The organism is Lysinibacillus sp. FSL L8-0312 (assembly GCF_038003285.1).
Classification (GTDB): domain Bacteria; phylum Bacillota; class Bacilli; order Bacillales_A; family Planococcaceae; genus Lysinibacillus; species Lysinibacillus fusiformis_D.
Genome location: NZ_JBBOOV010000001.1, coordinates 581,483 through 598,289 on the forward strand (window position 1 = coordinate 581,483; position 16,807 = coordinate 598,289).

Genomic DNA, 16,807 nt, shown 5'->3' on the forward strand with positions numbered 1-16,807 from the left:
TATACATAATGTTGAAATTTTGAATGGACTGACACGATCCTCAGCGTTAGCTAGAGCGTGTAACGAGATGGAGTGATTTATGTTATAATTTACATTAATTACATAAAGAGGTGAGATAATGGGAAATGAAAAGTTAGTTTGCAAGGTTTGCGGTCGAGATACCTTTACAACTGGACAGGTTGGGGGTACGACGAGTCAAGGTAATATAAGACCTATAGGAGCAATAATGGCAGTAGGGTCACCACTTTTGATGACTTTCTGTAAAAACTGTGGGGAAGTAGCTTCCTTTAAAGTGGTAAAACCAGAAAAATTTTAAATAATTGGTGAAAGGACCACTGAATGGAAAGTGACTCTTTTTATATAGTGAAAGTTTCAGATTACCAGATATAATCAGAGAGTCTCAATAAATTTTACTTTCACTAATGGGAGGGAGCAGGCTTAATGATTGAAATAATTTATGATACGAATTCACTCGAAGGTTCATGTTATATCGAGATTTTGCCAGATCAATACAGGGGCGAATGCTGGAATAGTTCTTCTATTTACTTTACCGAAGACAACTTCGGATACATTTTGCCTGCGATCGACAAGCACTACAAGAAATTCGATTATTTTGCTTTCAATGAAATAGAGATGGGTATATGGGATTTAATCAATCAGGAATTGGAAAGAATGAAACAATTTTTAAATAGTAAGCCCAATCCTAATTCATTAAAAGAGGGTATAGGATTTCTATACGGCTATTCAGGGCAGGAGTTCATAGAAAACTATGATACTAATGTCCAACAGCTAATTACTATGATAACGGAATTTCAATCTTGGATCATGCAAAAAAGATCAACAACCCAGTTCATTTCTGTTTTGGGGATCTAATCTATAAGACAGGTGTGAAACGACACCAATTCAAGCATCTCGCCGTTCATTTCTCCTGAAACCCGCACACTTGAGATTGAGTAATTAATTAATCGAGTCATATGTAGGCTATTCAAAGGGGGTTTGAAAATTAGAAATTCCACTTTGTAAATTTAAAAACACCCTCTAATTATTTGGAGGGTGTTTGAACGCTAATAAAATTAGATTGAATGTCGATAAGCGTTTAATGTTGAATTGTGCTTAGTGTTTGATAAAATTTTTTGGAGATTGTATTTCCCCCATGGTCCTAATGTTTTAGCACTAGAGCCTAACAAACCATCCTTAGCAGCACTTTTAAGTGTTTCAATCTGTTTCGCAGAGAGTCTGGAGGTTTTGCTTTCTTCAATAATTTTACTCACACTGTTAATTCTCTCTTGACCCTTTGTAGAGGTGTTATTAGCTTCATTGCCAGTCTGTTTTGTTAACCCATAGTACTTAGATGAAGACCGACGTGCCATTAAATATTGCATGTTTGAAAATTGAGAAGAGATCATAATTGAATTTACTCCTTTCTATTAAATAATTTATGAATCCATTTTGTTATCGAACAAAATCTGGAATAATTTAGTGTCTGTACATATTTTATAGACAAATATGTACATTTATTGAATTGATTTGAGCCTGGGCGTTTTTGTTTTGATGAAAAAGTAATATCGATTGTATAAATTCCATTTTTGGATGTATAACGACCCTAGATAAAATAATTATCCGTTACACAAAAAAATTCGCATTTCTCTCTAAAACTCATGAAATTGAATAATAAGTATGTCTTTATGCATTTGTATATAAAACTTACTATATTTTCTTATTTAACGTAATTATTGATTCTGTTGCGAAAAAATCATTGTTAAAATAACAAACAACTAATTGCTAATAAAAGACCAGACAATAATTTTTTGTAATATGCTTATATATACTACCTTTTGTGCTCATGTTTACAAAATTTTAGCAGTAAGTATGCTGTGATATATTCAATGTAGGGAAATTCAGTAAAAAAGGAGAGTGGTCAAATGAATAAAATAGTTTTACCAATACTACTAGTTATTATTTTGACCGGATGCAATGTATTTCCAACCAGTGTTCATAAACAACCAGAAGGTAAAGTTATTTTTGATGATGAGCATTACACTATGATTTCAAGTAATTATGAATGGAAAAACGGGGATTATGAAGTAAGCCTAAAAGGTTCTTCTGATATTAGCGAAATAGCAGATAACTTTGAAACATTAGAAGTCGAAAAAGGGGATATATTAAAGTTTAAAATTGATAAGAATCCTATCTCCATTAACGCAACTAAAATGAATGAAGATGGCACAATTGAAAATGTTGAGATTAAAGATGAAAAAATAACTATGCCATCTAAAGAAGGGTATTATATTTCTGAACTTAATACTCTATGGGATAAAGGAAAAGAAACATTTGTTTTTGATGTTAACGTAAAATAATCAAGAATCCACCAAATCCTATCCCGTTTCTATTACCTCTTTAATAAATGCATTTGCATCCAGTTCAGGTAAGATAAGATTGGTGAAGTAGAAAGAAGGGAAAGTGTTTTAATTTGATTACATATATATTAGTTTTTCTATTGGCTATATCATTTATAGTGGGAGAGATTGATATACTATGTGCTTTATTATTCTTATTAATCTTATCTTTATTTCATGAATATATACTTAGAGAAGCAAAAAGGTATTTTGAAAATTATAGAATGAAAAACAAAAGATGTATTATTGTTACTGGAACACTAATGATTACTGTAGGAGTAACTTTTACTATCAACCGTATATTTTTGAAAATAATGTATTTTTACTATAAATATGATTTTTTTTATAAAATTGGAATTAAACTAAAAAATGCATTAAGTGATTCAGGGATTACAATTAATAATGATATCGAATATATTACTTTAATAATAATAACTTTATTTTTAACATTTTTTGGTTCTTTATTGATTTTAAAATATCTAAGTAAATTTTTAAATAGTAAAATTAGTAGTTATAAATTTTTCTATTTATTTGTTGAATCAAATCAAAAAACTAAGGATATTTTTTCTGTTATAATATTGTGGTTAACACTGGTACCAACTTTTCTCGGTGTTTTTTTTGTGAAAAGTATTGACGAGGAGGCATTGATGCCTTTAATTTGGTTTATTCTAACCATAAGTATTGCCTATAGTATGATTTTTTTGGATATTTACACGTATAAAGAAAGTTCTATTAGCAATCTGGAGGACAACGAAAGATAATAGCGATACGCTGATATCTTTCGTTGTCCTCTTTTTATTTTATCCAAAGGAATGAACAATATACGAACATTGCAAACTGGATTAATGTGTAAATAGTTTAAGGGATGCCCTTGTGATAACGCAGTGACTGAAGCGATGTCTAAGCTATTTAATGCAGAATTCGCTAGCGGAAGACATTTCTCTACTCTTGAACTTGATGATTATGTCTATTGGTTCAATAACATTCGAATTCACGGAATGATAGGGCATTTATCACCAGTAGAATTCGAGCAACAGATCTTGTGATTTTTGGTAAGTTTAGTGTTGACATACCAGTCAGTTATCAAGGGAAGGGGACGTTTGAGGAGTTTAATCTATTAATTGGCATATGTAAAAACGTATGTTAATATATATATAATATATGTTTAACATATATTAATTGTTTTGCAGAATTTTGAAAATACATATAGGAAGGAGCATAATATGAGTTCTCTAAAGGTGATTAAGAAAATTGAGGACGATGGCTGGGTGTTAAAACGTATTAATGGTAGTCACCATCACTTTAAGCACCCTACGAAATCAGGTCTTGTTACAGTACCACACCCTCAAAAAGATATACCAATCAAAACTCTTAATAGAATTTTGCAACAGGCAGGCTTATCAAAATAAGCCTCCTGTCCGATGGAAATTTAAGAGATAGAAAGAAGGTGATATATGGATAGATTAAAATATATAATTTCTTATTGAGTTTATAATATTAGATGAAAAATAAAATTTTGTTCAACATTATATTTATCGCTAATATTTAAATATAAAATTAAAATCAAATTATAAAAATAAAAATCCTAGAGAACTTAAAATTGTGACTTGAAATCCTATAAATTTAAATTTTGTAAACTAAATGTATGTTAAAGAAAGAATATAATTTTATCAAATAACGAGGAGAGATAATATGTCTAAATATACGTATATATTTATGTGGGATTATAGTTGATAGATAAAAAATAAAATTTTGTTCAACATTATATGTATTGCTAATATTTATATACTAATTATTAAATTAAAATCGATTTATAAAAATAAAAATCCTGAGGAATTAATAAATTATTATGACATAAGATTCTATGAATTTTGTAAATTAAATGTATGCTAAAGAAGGAATGTGGTTTGAGAATTATTTAATTTAACCAAGAAAAAGAATTTAAATTAAAATATTGGGATCTAAATAATGAGGAGAGATAATATGTCTAAATATACGTATATATATTTATTTTTATGTTGAGATTATAGTTATTGCTAATACTAAAATATAAAATTAAAATCGATTTAAATAATAAAACTCCTAAAGAACTTTCAAATAACATTAAATTTGATCCTACAAATTTTGAATACTTAATATGTGTTTTTAAGAAGAAACAGAATTTGATAAATACTTAATTTAAACAAAGACTTAAATTAAAATACAGATATCTAAATAATGAGGAGAGAAAATATGCCTAAATATATGTATATCGCATACTTTGAATGGGAAGAAGAGTCGTCAGTATACAACGTGAGCTTTCCTGATTTGGCAGGGTGCGTGACATTTGGAAAGGACGTGGCTGCAGCCATTAATATGGCAAGAGATGCTTTAGAAGGATATTTGTTAGTTTTAGAAGATGACAAAGATGATATACCAAAAGCTTCAGCTTACCATGAATTTAGACATAATATAAATGAACAAGATTTTATTCAATATATAGAGGCAGATACGGATGCTGCAAGAAAGAGAGAAGATCAAAAAACTGTAAATAAGATGGTAACTTTGCCAAATTATTTGGTGCAATTAGGTAAAGCAAATAATATTAATTTTTCTGCTTTACTTCAAAAAGCATTGAAAAATGAGTTAAATATTAAATAATAAAATGCTTGAGAATAGCATATCTAAAGTTTCTTAAAAAAAACGAAACTGGAACAATAGTGATACATTAAATAATAGTAAAAATAATTTAAACTAATTTCTTTTAGATAGAATTCTAGAGTACACTGAAGAACAACATTGGATAGTAGCAAAGGCTCTATTATCTTTTGTTGTTCTTTTCGTAATTACATAATTTAGGGAATTGTGTATTCTTTTAAACTTGTGTTTAATTAAGAAAGGTTACCGAGAACCTCACTAGTATAACGCCAAGTTGATTTATTTGTTTGGAAAGAAATGCACTCGTTGTCACCAAGTTTAGAAATTACATCACAAATTGTTTTTTTAGTTTCTCAATATCTTGCTCATTGAAGTTGGGGAGAGACTTATAACATTGCTGTAATGATGGGTTGTTAAGTAAAGGCACTTTTAATGCAGGTTTATAAAGAGATCATCTCAAAACTGCCGTTTCAATCAGCTTTATTTCACAATATCTATATGCCATTGGTATTTGTTGTAATGTTTCTGATGTTAGTTTAATAGGAGTATCTGTACGATGATTCTTGCCACAATCAAGCATACATAAGTAAGGCAACTTAATGTTTATATACGCTTAGCGACATCATGTAGACCTTCATTTTTAATTATAGAATATTAGAATAGAGTCATTTAAGTAGTAATAATAATCTAGTATGCATGCATTATCTATTTAAAAGAGCACTTGGCTATTATCGGCCCAGTAAAACTATTGAATACTTCGATGTGTAGCTATTTTTTAAAAATTAAGTTGGTGTGTTTTAAAAATGTCCAATTTATATAAAGAGGCTGGGACATAACTCATTTTATTGAGAAAAAGCAAAAAATGAATGTTATTTTTGTGATTTATTAAAGTATATGTGTTCTAATAACGCAAAAAAATGTTAGACCAAACTTGTAAATGGTCTAACATTTTTTCTTTTGTCCCAGCCTCTAGAACATATCTTTTTCAATTAAGAGTCGTCGGAAATTCTTGAATACAATGTTTTCAAAATCAGGAATTTGGTTTTCGAATTCTGAATATATATATTTTAAATCTTTAGGATATAAAATTTTTCTATTCAAACGTGCAAATGGGCCGTCTGTTTCAAATAGAATTAAGTGTTTAGGAATTCTGCTCAAAATTTTTTGACCGTTTTTGCTGTAAAGCATTTTAGGATTGACAGAAAAATAATAACCTTGTTTTGCAATTTCATCTAGGGTTGTTAATTTACCACTATACCAATGGAATATTGCATGCTTCACATTATTTTTCTTCAAAATGCTTAAAATAATATCTTCTGTACCTTTACTGTGAATAGAGTATACTCGCCCTTTGTTAAAATTTTCTGATGTAATATATTCAAATGCATTAATTTGTGCTTGTTTGTTTACTTCATCAGAGTCTTGGAAATCTAAACCGACTTCCCCGATATACCTTGTTGTTTGTACGTAATCACAAAATAAATCCATATTAAATTTATATTCACTTGAAACCTGAGGATGATAACCGATACAAAGTCGTACATATTTAAAATTTTTAAATGATGATGAATGTTTCTTGAATATTTCAGGCAAGTTTGTCACAAACATTGCGTAAATCTTTAGGGATTCATATTCTAGAGCAACTTTCATTGGATCAGGATAAAAATCAATATGGACATGTGTATCAATTAGGGGCATATTTCTCCATGTACCTTGCATAATCAAATTTGGACAAATATTAATAATCAACCTGCCGAAGTAAGATGCTTTGTTAATAAAGATGGTCAAATAGAGAGTTTTGATATGTTCTTTCGTGCGGTAAGTCAGCCTAAACCAGGGGCAAATTTGATTATCGATTAAAAAAATGAGGATGAAAATTTCATGAAAAAATTGCATTTGAACGGACATTCACTTACACAAAATGAAAATATATTATCTTTCGCAAGTTTTTCTGAAGATGAGAATAAAACTTACTATTATCAATATAATGGTGAAGATATAAAAGAAATATCAAGAGAATCGTATGCGAAAATTAAATTTGATAATAGATGGGGTATTATATCTAGTCAATTGGAAGTATCAAACTATTCATATATAGAAAGTATAGCAAAATGTTGGATAAGTGAAGGAGGAAAAAGAAAGTTAATTAGTCTTAGTGAATACTATAATAACACGTATGGTGAGGATTGGGGAGATAACTACGATTTTGATATAATACCAAATAATATTTTTTCTGATGTTACTAATTTTATGACATGTGCTATACGAAATGAAACGATTTGTCTTCTCTGGCCTCATAATATCATATTGCACTTTAATGAGCATGATCAGCTTGTGCAATATATTTTGTTGGAAACCTCTGACTATTATGATACATTACATAATATTTGTTCAGATGGACAAGCAGTCTGGAGTGTATCCCCGACTATGAATTCTGTTGTAAAATATAGATTTCCGAGTTTTGAAATAGAAAAAATCTACCGTTATACTACTGATGTAGAACTTGCACGAAATCCAGAAGCTATAAATGATGATCTCCATGTAATTTATTGTGAAAATGAGCTTATAGGTTTACAATACCCAGAATATATTTATTATCTTAATGAAGGATTTTATATTTGTGATATGGAAAATAAACGCATTGCAACTTTAAATCCTAACAGTGGGAAAATTGATCCATATATTGCTCTGAATTCTAAACCATTTGAATTTTTAAAATATAAAAATCAATTTGTTATTCAAACAGATACAGGAATATATCTATTGAATGAGAATGAAAAGAATGATTTTTTTGATTAAAAACTCATTAATTTGAGCTGATCCCCTTTTTTGTAGACAATGTTACAATACTTACAGTCCGCTGTAGATAACATTTTCCTTAAAGGGGGTTTTTTCTATCTTGAGAAAAAGATACGCATTCAAATGAGTTGGAGAAGTAGTACAGGCTTATTTGGCGGGAGAAGAAAGGTATGCAAAAGATAGCATAAAAATACAATGTTTGTAAGATTTCGCAAGTAAAGGTTTGGGTGATGATGGGTAGCCATTCATAAAGGTAATTGCCACTATAATCCTGCATGGAATCCTTCTTCTCACATTTTAAAAGCGAGTGTTTGTAACTTTCACAAGATCAATCTAAAGACGAAATGATCCGAGCTGTTGAGCAGTATATCTACGTTTATAACTATAAAGCTCCCAATAACGACTCAACCACCTGACACCGATAGAATATCGACATCAGATGGCCACTTAATCTTTTTAAAACTGTCTACTTGACGGGGAGCTGTTCAGAGTACAAGCTTGGGCTTTTTTATTTCCATGAAGATTGTGGAAATTCATTTTTTAGGTTAGTAACGACTTTAAATAAATTCATTCTCTGTTACAAAAAAGTCAAATTTCCCCAAAAATCAAACAAAAAGCATGTCTTTGTACATTCACACAAAACCTTGCTATAATAAGCTTTGCGAATACATAGGAAAGAGGGGAAAAGCATGAACGCTTATGATGAATATATGAAGCAGGTTGTGAAGCCGATGCGTGAGGAGCTAGTGGAGGCTGGGTTTACAGAGCTGACAACGGCTGATGCGGTGAATGAGTTTATGGCAGAGACGAAGGGGACTTCGTTAGTGGTTATTAACTCGGTATGTGGATGTGCGGCAGGACTTGCTCGTCCAGCAGCGCGCGAGGCAATTGCTGCGGTGAAGCCTGACCATCTTGTGACGGTGTTTGCAGGGCAGGATCCAGAGGCGACTGCAGCAATGCGCGGTTATTTTGAAGAGGTGCCACCGAGCTCACCGTCTATGGCGATTTTAAAGGACGGGGAATTGGCTTACTTTATTCCACGTGAACAAATCGAGGGATTCCCTGTGGAGCAAATTGTCTCTCATTTAACTGGCGTGTTAGAGCAAACATGCGAGAACTAAAAACGATTGTGACGACAGCGGGCAGACCAGACGAAGTATCGATGGTGCTCGCTGCTTTTGCGTGTCAAACATTAGGTGCTACATTCGAGCCACGGAAAAAGCGCTCTGTTCGTAAGATTTCACAGGAGTTGCAGGCACATGTGATGGTGGCGGGGAAGAATCGCTATGAATATTATGCCTATGGGGCACAGGAGCCCTTTTTCTTTCATCCGAATTCTGCAGCGTTTCGACTAAAGCGTGTTGCTCGTGGTGAGGCAGAGCCCTTTTTGGAAGCGGCACAGCTTCAACAGGGTGATTCGGTGTTGGATTGTACATTAGGTCTTGCTGCAGATGCTATGTTAGCGGCTTATATCGTGGGGGAGACAGGCCATGTAGTAGGGCTGGAAGCAAATCCAAATGTAGCGTTTATTGTCAGTCGGGGGACGCAAACCTATGATACGTCCGAGTTACCATTAACCGCCTGTATGCGACGAATCGAGGTAGTTCAGGCTGAAGCGATTGCTTATTTAAAAACCTTGCCAGACAAGGCCTTTGATGTGGTCTATATGGACCCGATGTTTGAAGAGGTCATTGAAGAGGCGAATAATTTTCAGGCGTTACGGCTCGCGGGTGAGCACGTTACATTAACGGATGAATGGGTTTATGAGGCCAAGCGTGTAGCGAAAAAGCGGGTGGTATTAAAGGCACATTTTCGTTCAGAGTGGTTTGCACAGTACGGTTTCCAGCAATTGACGAGAGTAACCGCGAAGTTTCATTATGGTGTGCTAGAAGTCTACTAAGCTCCAATAGATGTAGAATATATGACAAAAGATGTCCAACAGTTCGAAATGTCTGACTTGGGCATCTTTTGTCATTTTAATTTTTGCGGAAGTGAAGTAGTAGAGGACATTATAATGCATCAGAATATCTGAAATGTGTGAGTGCTACTGAATATTGCTCTCCATGATCCTTGGATAGAGCAAGCCTTTCAACAATTTTAGCTTGCGCAAATTTTTCATTAAGTTTTTTTGTTGAGATGGTTATTTATGAAGGCTTAAAAAAGTTTATAATAGAATATATAAAAGCTTATGGAGGGATTGTGATGGAATTGAAGACATGTCCAAATTGTAATAGTCAGAACATTCTTAAGGGTATTATTCGAGCTGTTCATGCTCCGCTCCACATGTTTCCAGAAGAATCATTTAAAAAAAAATGCACCGCTTAATTCTCATCTAGGAAATTCCTCTAAAATAACCTCATACTATTGTCAAGATTGCGGTTATATTTTAGGCGCATTTGTAGATGAACCGAACAAACTTGTTAAATAAGTTAAGGTTAAGAATGAAACTTTTTATGAAAATCTTAGCTATAAAGAAAACTTCACTATTCGGGGCTTTTTGTTCATTTCACAAAAAATCTCATTATACTAAAATATACGAAATGAAGAACGGGAGAAATTAGCATTTCGTAATACTAGTTCACTAACTGACATTAGGCTTGATAATATGGGCAGTTCATTTGGGGGTATTTTTGGAAACAAACAGTGATGGTATCGCCATTCGTGGATTTACAAAATCATTGGCTGTTGGCAATTTCGTCTTTGCCCTCAATATTTTTGGCTATTATTTAGTCGGCTGGCTGATTGGTGCAGGGTTTTATCGCTATGGCGGCTTGTTTGGTCTAGCTTTTATAATCATGGCTTTCGTTATTGTTTTGGTACAGGCTGTTTTAGTAAGGGCTGTACTTGGTTTGCCATTAAACTCAGCGATTGTATCGTTTGATGTGCCTGCTGTGATTGCAGCCATAGGGATTTTAACAGTCATCAGCCTTGATCCGTCAACTAACAAAAGGGTTGTCATTAAAATGTAGAGTGGAAATGGAGTATGCAATAATAAAATCAGTATGCTAGGTGACATGTCCTACCATACTGATTTTTTGTCATATATCATGATGTGTATGTTGTATATAAATTTCCAATGTTTATCTACTTATAAACTGGCTTTTTTACAGAAATCACAGGTATTTGAGATTGTTCGATTTACTGAACAGGCACTGTTTGTTGAAGTAGAACTTTCATTTCCTGTGCATAGGATTCTTGATGGAAGTTTTCAGCGTGAATGTACAATTGTTCAGAGGCTCTTGTGATACCTACATACATAGTTTTTCGATATTTTAATGCTTCTTCTTTTACAGAAGTAGAGATAAATCGATCTGTATCCAATAAAAATACGATCGGAGCTTCTAATCCTTTTGCTGATTGATAAGTTGTCACAATAATTTTATGCTCAGTGGATGCTTTTTTATTTAATGATTCCGCTTTTGCTTGTAACACCTTTGGAAGTGTTTGGATGAAAGTGTTAGCTCTCTGCCAGTCTTTACAGAGTACCATTATCTCATTTGGATTATAGCCAGCTTTATAAATCAATTCCTCAATTTTTATGGCTACCTCTTCAAGTTCTCCCTCAATCATCCCGATGCCATTTTCAACCGAATTTTCATACTCAATTTCCTTCATAGGGCAATAAAATTTTTCTACCTCGGCTTTTAATTTTTCATCTACACTTAAAAATTGTAGAGCTAAATCAATATGCTCATTGGCTGAACGATAGGCTTTTTTTAGTAATTTACTTCTGCCGCGCATGTCTAAAATAGGGTCAATTTCTGTCCAAGGTGTATCTGTTGAACGGTAGAGACCTTGTAAGCGATCGCCAGCTAAAAATAAATTAATGCTGTTTTTTTCTTCTTTTTTACTATCAATAGTTTTAAAAGTCTTACAGCTTTGAATGGCTAAACGAATCCAATCGTCTAAAAAATCTTGGTATTCATCAATTAAAATTGCATCATACTTCGGTTTAGCTTTTTGTAGAGACAAACTTGGCAAATCATAGTCCCACCATTTTTGCTGTTCATCACCAGATAGTTTTGGGACAGAGGCATGTGCTATATCTAGTGCAAACTTGTGGAAGGTACTGATTTCAATATTCTCAATATGTATATCTAAAAATGATAAATTTTCTGCTAAGCTTTTTACTTTTTGTTCTAGTTTTGTAGCTAAACTTCTATTGTATGTTAAAACGCGTATTTTCCAATCGGGGTTTTCTCTGATCAAATGAATTGCTCTTGCTAAAAGCATAACTGTTTTTCCACTGCCAGGTACTCCCGTCACCATATAATGACCGTATGAAATATTTTTAGCAAATCGTTCTTGCTCAGCATCTAATGCAGCAATTAGTTCCTGCGTGTGGTTTTCACTTGTAGAGAGAATTTGAATCTCTGGGAAGATAATTGCTCTGAGCATCTTCAAATACATAGGGCTTAAAGGCTTAATTTCTGAAAATAAGTCTGAGATTTCTAAACCGTTAAAATCCTCCGATAATAGATAGTGTGCAGGTTTCTGATTAAAAACATCTGCTAAGCGATTTTCTTCAAAGGTAGCTCTTTTTAAATGAGGCAAAATAGCAAAGGAAGAGAGCTTCACATCTAGTTCACCTTGCGTGTTGTATAATCTATCATCCATTGAAAATAAGCCTTCCAGAGATTTATAATATTGACCAGCTTTAAATACTGGATTATCTAGTTTTTCGCCATTGATATTTTTAATTTCTAGACGAGTCCAAGAGGCAAGGTAGTCAATACTCCAGTCCTTCACTTCTAAAATACTTACTCCTCTTAAACAATCAATTAGAATAAAATCTGGAATAAGATTTTTAATCTTGGGTTGAATATAGAGATAGGCATCACTTTGTTGTGTTTTATATAAATTTTTAATCTTATTGAGCACACTGCGCTCGCCCTTAGTTAATGTAGGAAGATCATTTGGTATGATATGTAGCAAAATATATTAACCTCCAAATATTAGTGTGTTATACAATATTTATAATACACTATATATTGTAAAAAACAACAACTTTAGTCTTGTGGTAAAAAAGTATTATTATAAGCTAAAACATTGGTTATTTAAAATATGATCCTTTCTAAAGAGGAATTTTTATGAGTCTTTAGGTATATGAATTAGAAAGAGTAAAGAGTGAAAAAAGAGTGTGAAATTGTATTTTGTATAAAATATTTTACTTATTTAATTCACTGTGCTATAATAAGAGACGTGCTATTTTAGGTAGCATATTTCTGTAATCTGGCATTCTGCTTTTTGTTTTTGTAGATACTTATTCACACTGGCGCATGCTTTGGGGCTGCAAGGACGCAAAAGATGGTAGGGTTTGCGTTGCTTAAGTTAGAAGGCACACAGTGGAATTTTACCGCGGTGATGAAACGAATCTGGTTTCAAGATAATATTCCCCAGACGATTGGGTTGAGACTTTTACAATTTACGAGAATGTTACCTATAAATACTAAAGGGGTAGTTTCGCAATAGCGAGGCTGCCCCTTGTCTAATTTTCCCAGCCTGTCGTCCCTAGCTACGACAGGCTTTTTTGGTATACATTACCGTTTACTCTATACCTTAAATAAGTGATAATAAAAGCATGAATTTTAGTAAGAATCTAAATTCCGACATGAAAAAACTGAAAAATCAAAAAGGTGAGGGATATTTATGGAAACAATGAGCACACAATCCACGAATGTGTTTACACAAATAACAGAAATGGCTGCAGCACGGCAAGAAAATAGGGAACAGCTAGTATCACTTTATTGTCAAGAAAGGCTCCTTTATCGTTTATCTGTCTCATCATATAACGATCAATTTTACTTAGCAGGGGATTTATTATTATTTGCATTAACAGAGGGATTGGTGAAGCCCACAAAAGAAATCACACTGCTAGCGAAGCCGAGTGCTCGTCAACAGGAAATAGTGAAACAAGCATTGAAAGAAATTTGTTCGATTGCAGTACCAGAGGATGGCATTGAGTGGAACGCAGAAAAAATAGAGAGTGCTTTAACAGAAGACGGTATTCATTTCACAATACCAGCTACACTAGGCCAAACAACAACATACATAGAAGTAAGAATAACCTATAAAGAAAGTGTGCCAGTGACACCGAAAACCATTATGTTTCCAACCTTACTAGCCAGCGAGGTGGCTGTGCTTTATACATATCCAACGGAATTCGTGATAGCACAAAAATTTATCGAAATGTATCAATATCCAGCCTTAGAGAAAACATCAAAAGCAATGTTGGAAGTCAATCAACTGTTGCAAACCCAAAACATAGAAGGACGTATCTTACAGGCGTATATAGAAGCATTATTTGAGCGCCATCATTTTACAATTGAGCTAAACACTACACTCGAATTAACAGGCGTACTAAAACAATTTTTCAGCCCAATTCATGAAGTGCTATTGGCTGAGCATGAATTTTTCCAGCAGTGGCACTTTGACAATCAGGCTTGGCAATAACGATAGAAACCCGCGGACATTATGTTGTTCGCGGGTTTCTACGTAGTATAAGTAGTTATATGGGAATAGAATAAACATTTTTAGTTATTATCTAACGCATCAATGCATTAAGAAGTAGACATTATAAACTAAAAAAGGAGAGCGGATTTATCTATTATGACTGATGAATTTTCCCTTCTAGAATCACTAAGGGATTAGGTGAAGAATAGGATAAAGCTGGCTAGCTTATGTGTTCAAGAGATTGTTCAAACAGGCGAATTGCTGTGCAGCCGACAAAAAATATGTCTGAGGCGGGGAAAACTTTGCAAGAGGTATAGTTAGATAAAGTATTTTTGCTTGCCTTGACATCCTCAAATAGTATTTGTTATGTTGTAAATCTGAATGAGAATGATAATCATTGAAGCTGTATGATCTATGGGAAGGAGCAATCTAATGGACAGGATTAATAATGTTCATTTCGTGGCAATATTATGAATATAAGCGAAGAAATTCAACTGTGGAATCAAGTCGTCATTCGTGTACTGGACATTCGGGTAAAACGACTTGGGCGTGGTGATGAAATTCGTAATTATGTAACACCAGCAAGCACGTTTATGTTTGTGGCAAATGGACGTGCTGAGCTGTGGGTAAACGATGAAGTATGGCTATCCGAACGGTTTCATTTAATACATATCGGCAAGGGGCAGCGGATAACGGTTCAATCTACTGACTTTCTTGACATCTACATGATTTTATACAATGCTTCTTTGCCAGCTTCAGCATTGCGGGAGTTTCATATGATGATGCAAACAGACAATCCATTTATGAAAAGTTGGGCAGTGTCGCCATCCGAACCGCTCGTTATGTTGGAGAGGCTAGAAACAATGTTGAGCGATTGGCAACAAATAGATAATGGGCAGATAGACAAAGAGAAAGACATGAAGGATATCCATGAATTAAGAAGATTGAAGGCTAAGGGGGAGTTCATCCGTTTCGTCCATGCAGCGTTACAGGAGCGGATGGAGCTTGCACACGCCCCAACGTTGGCTGAACAAGTTGTCCGCTATATCGCAAGGAATTATCGTGGAATGATTTCCATGGAGCAGTTGGCCCATCAAATGAATTACACCCCACAGTATGTTTCAAGGAAATTTAAAGAGCAGATGGGATGCAGCCCACTTGATTATACGATTCGATTACGCATAGACTTGGCACGAAATTTGCTGTGTGATACCGAAGCGACGCTACAAGAAATAGCTGCTTATGTTGGTTATCCAGACACAGTCTATTTTAACCGTATGTTTAAGAAACAAACAGGTATAACTCCAGGGGAATATCGCAGGCAATACCAGTTTGTAGGTTCGAAAGATACTATGAATTGGACAGATTTGTCCATTGTTGCTCCACATCCAGCCATGTATCATTTAAACGGTGATGATATTCATTATCAATTAATGTTAGATGGAGGAAATGATATGGCAATGAGTAAAAAAAATATGTTAGCGATGACACTATTGTGTCTAACAATGGTTACATCGGCATGCGGGACATCATCAGAAGGGACAAAGGGAACTAGTGGCGCAGCCAAATCTGATCAATTGAATGCAGAAGCACCTGCCAATATCGAAATGCGAACAATTAAGACCGCTCTCGGAGATGTGGAAGTGCCTGCGCATCCACAACGTGTAGCAGCATCGGCATTTTTAGGTACCGTGTTGGCACTAGACGTCCAACCAGTGGCATCTGATTTTTTATTGATGGAAAGTCCGTATTTAGAAGGGATGCTTGACGGTGTCACTAATGTGGGAGATTCGCTTGAAGCACTGGTTGATTTGAAACCAGATTTAATCATTACAAATATTAATAAAGAAGAAACAGTGGACAAATATTCGCTCATCGCGCCAACAGTGGCTATGCCTTATAATAGCTTTGAAAGTATTCAGGAGGAAATGCGATATTTCGGTGATTTATTAGACAAAAAGGATGTCGCTGAACAATGGATTACCGATTTTGAGAGTCGCACAAGTAAGTTACATGATGAAGTTCAAGCTGTACTTGATGAGGGAGAGACCGTCTCTATCATGCAGGAGTATGATGGAAAGGTATTCTTATTCGGACCGAAGTCTGGACGAGGTGGTCGAATCATGTACGAAATATTGGGCACGAATCCGCCTGCTACGATTCCCGAACATATGCTAGCTGAATCATTTTATGAATTTTCACTGGAATTGCTTCCTGAATATACTGGAGATTATTTGGTTTTAACAACAGAATCGACATTGGAGGAACTACAGGCTGATCCGATTTGGGGTAACCTGCCTGCGATTCGCGATGGAAAAGTATTCTTGTGGACTGAAAGCCAGTCATGGTTCCGAGACCCAATTGCTGTAGAAGGGCAAATAGACAATTTAGCTAATTGGATTCTGGAAGCTGCCAAAACAAAATAAATATTGTAGCGTAAGAACTGACTTACTTAGGCTAAGTAGCTGAAAAATATTGTCTTCTTCATCATCTCGTTTTTCCTCTATTATTTACAATGAATT

At 34.0% G+C, this 16,807-nt stretch carries 18 protein-coding genes; 15 read left to right on the plus strand and 3 right to left on the minus strand.

Annotated elements, in window-relative coordinates:
- Positions 1-118: 118 nt before the first annotated feature.
- Both MHI22_RS03090 and MHI22_RS03095 read left to right on the plus strand, forming a co-directional pair.
- Positions 119-316, plus strand: coding sequence for a hypothetical protein (locus MHI22_RS03090; protein WP_036122627.1), 198 nt, complete (start codon positions 119-121; stop codon positions 314-316).
- Positions 317-441: 125 nt separating this feature from the next.
- The gene (locus MHI22_RS03095) at positions 442-873 is read left to right on the plus strand and encodes a hypothetical protein (RefSeq protein WP_340811010.1); all 432 of its coding nucleotides are present in this window, start codon (positions 442-444) and stop codon (positions 871-873) included.
- A gap of 200 nt (positions 874-1,073) precedes the next feature.
- Here the strand turns inward: MHI22_RS03095 and MHI22_RS03100 are convergent, their stop codons facing one another.
- The gene (locus MHI22_RS03100) at positions 1,074-1,406 is read right to left on the minus strand and encodes a hypothetical protein (RefSeq protein ID WP_340811011.1); all 333 of its coding nucleotides are present in this window, start codon (positions 1,404-1,406) and stop codon (positions 1,074-1,076) included.
- Positions 1,407-1,922: 516 nt separating this feature from the next.
- Here MHI22_RS03100 and MHI22_RS03105 point away from each other — a divergent pair.
- The 5 genes from MHI22_RS03105 to MHI22_RS03125 all read left to right on the plus strand — a co-directional run bounded on the left by MHI22_RS03105 (position 1,923) and on the right by MHI22_RS03125 (position 5,036).
- On the plus strand, positions 1,923-2,357 hold the full coding sequence (locus tag MHI22_RS03105; RefSeq protein ID WP_340811012.1) for a membrane lipoprotein lipid attachment site-containing protein: 435 nt from the start codon (positions 1,923-1,925) through the stop codon (positions 2,355-2,357).
- A gap of 140 nt (positions 2,358-2,497) precedes the next feature.
- On the plus strand, positions 2,498-3,157 hold the full coding sequence (locus tag MHI22_RS03110; RefSeq protein ID WP_340811013.1) for a hypothetical protein: 660 nt from the start codon (positions 2,498-2,500) through the stop codon (positions 3,155-3,157).
- A gap of 135 nt (positions 3,158-3,292) precedes the next feature.
- Positions 3,293-3,442, plus strand: coding sequence for an IS3 family transposase (locus MHI22_RS03115; protein ID WP_340811014.1), 150 nt, complete (start codon positions 3,293-3,295; stop codon positions 3,440-3,442).
- 177 nt (positions 3,443-3,619) lie between these two features.
- Positions 3,620-3,805: a type II toxin-antitoxin system HicA family toxin gene (locus MHI22_RS03120; protein WP_271913235.1), complete on the plus strand. Its 186-nt coding sequence runs from the start codon at positions 3,620-3,622 to the stop codon at positions 3,803-3,805.
- Between the two features lie 823 nt (positions 3,806-4,628).
- Positions 4,629-5,036 carry a type II toxin-antitoxin system HicB family antitoxin gene (locus MHI22_RS03125; RefSeq protein WP_271913237.1) on the plus strand — a complete coding sequence of 136 codons (408 nt, stop codon included), beginning with the start codon at positions 4,629-4,631 and terminating at the stop codon, positions 5,034-5,036.
- 966 nt (positions 5,037-6,002) lie between these two features.
- Here MHI22_RS03125 and MHI22_RS03130 read toward each other — a convergent pair.
- Positions 6,003-6,752, minus strand: coding sequence for a TatD family hydrolase (locus MHI22_RS03130; protein ID WP_340811015.1), 750 nt, complete (start codon positions 6,750-6,752; stop codon positions 6,003-6,005).
- Here MHI22_RS03130 and MHI22_RS03135 point away from each other — a divergent pair.
- From MHI22_RS03135 to MHI22_RS03160, 6 genes are all read left to right on the plus strand, one after another.
- The gene (locus MHI22_RS03135) at positions 6,747-6,893 is read left to right on the plus strand and encodes a hypothetical protein (protein ID WP_340811016.1); all 147 of its coding nucleotides are present in this window, start codon (positions 6,747-6,749) and stop codon (positions 6,891-6,893) included. The genes MHI22_RS03130 and MHI22_RS03135 overlap by 6 nt on opposite strands.
- 21 nt (positions 6,894-6,914) lie before the next feature.
- Positions 6,915-7,832, plus strand: coding sequence for a hypothetical protein (locus MHI22_RS03140; RefSeq protein WP_340811017.1), 918 nt, complete (start codon positions 6,915-6,917; stop codon positions 7,830-7,832).
- 689 nt (positions 7,833-8,521) lie between these two features.
- A complete protein-coding gene (locus MHI22_RS03145; RefSeq protein WP_036122610.1) occupies positions 8,522-8,953 on the plus strand; it encodes a BrxA/BrxB family bacilliredoxin in 432 nt (143 codons plus the stop codon).
- Positions 8,941-9,732, plus strand: coding sequence for a class I SAM-dependent methyltransferase (locus MHI22_RS03150; protein ID WP_340811018.1), 792 nt, complete (start codon positions 8,941-8,943; stop codon positions 9,730-9,732). The genes MHI22_RS03145 and MHI22_RS03150 overlap by 13 nt, the downstream gene beginning before the upstream one ends.
- A 170-nt stretch (positions 9,733-9,902) precedes the next feature.
- Positions 9,903-10,157 (plus strand): hypothetical protein, encoded by a 255-nt coding sequence (locus MHI22_RS03155; RefSeq protein ID WP_340811020.1) that lies wholly within the window; start codon positions 9,903-9,905, stop codon positions 10,155-10,157.
- A 305-nt stretch (positions 10,158-10,462) separates the two neighbouring features.
- The gene (locus MHI22_RS03160; protein ID WP_330494031.1) at positions 10,463-10,801 is read left to right on the plus strand and encodes a hypothetical protein; all 339 of its coding nucleotides are present in this window, start codon (positions 10,463-10,465) and stop codon (positions 10,799-10,801) included.
- 169 nt (positions 10,802-10,970) lie between these two features.
- Here MHI22_RS03160 and MHI22_RS03165 read toward each other — a convergent pair whose 3' ends face one another.
- A complete protein-coding gene (locus tag MHI22_RS03165) occupies positions 10,971-12,767 on the minus strand; it encodes a UvrD-helicase domain-containing protein (protein ID WP_340811021.1) in 1,797 nt (598 codons plus the stop codon).
- 714 nt (positions 12,768-13,481) lie between these two features.
- Here MHI22_RS03165 and MHI22_RS03170 point away from each other — a divergent pair.
- Both MHI22_RS03170 and MHI22_RS03175 read left to right on the plus strand, forming a co-directional pair.
- Positions 13,482-14,285 carry a nucleotidyl transferase AbiEii/AbiGii toxin family protein gene (locus MHI22_RS03170; RefSeq protein ID WP_058843099.1) on the plus strand — a complete coding sequence of 268 codons (804 nt, stop codon included), beginning with the start codon at positions 13,482-13,484 and terminating at the stop codon, positions 14,283-14,285.
- A 470-nt stretch (positions 14,286-14,755) separates the two neighbouring features.
- A complete protein-coding gene (locus tag MHI22_RS03175; protein WP_340811022.1) occupies positions 14,756-16,711 on the plus strand; it encodes an AraC family transcriptional regulator in 1,956 nt (651 codons plus the stop codon).
- The last annotated feature ends 96 nt before the right edge of the window (positions 16,712-16,807 follow it).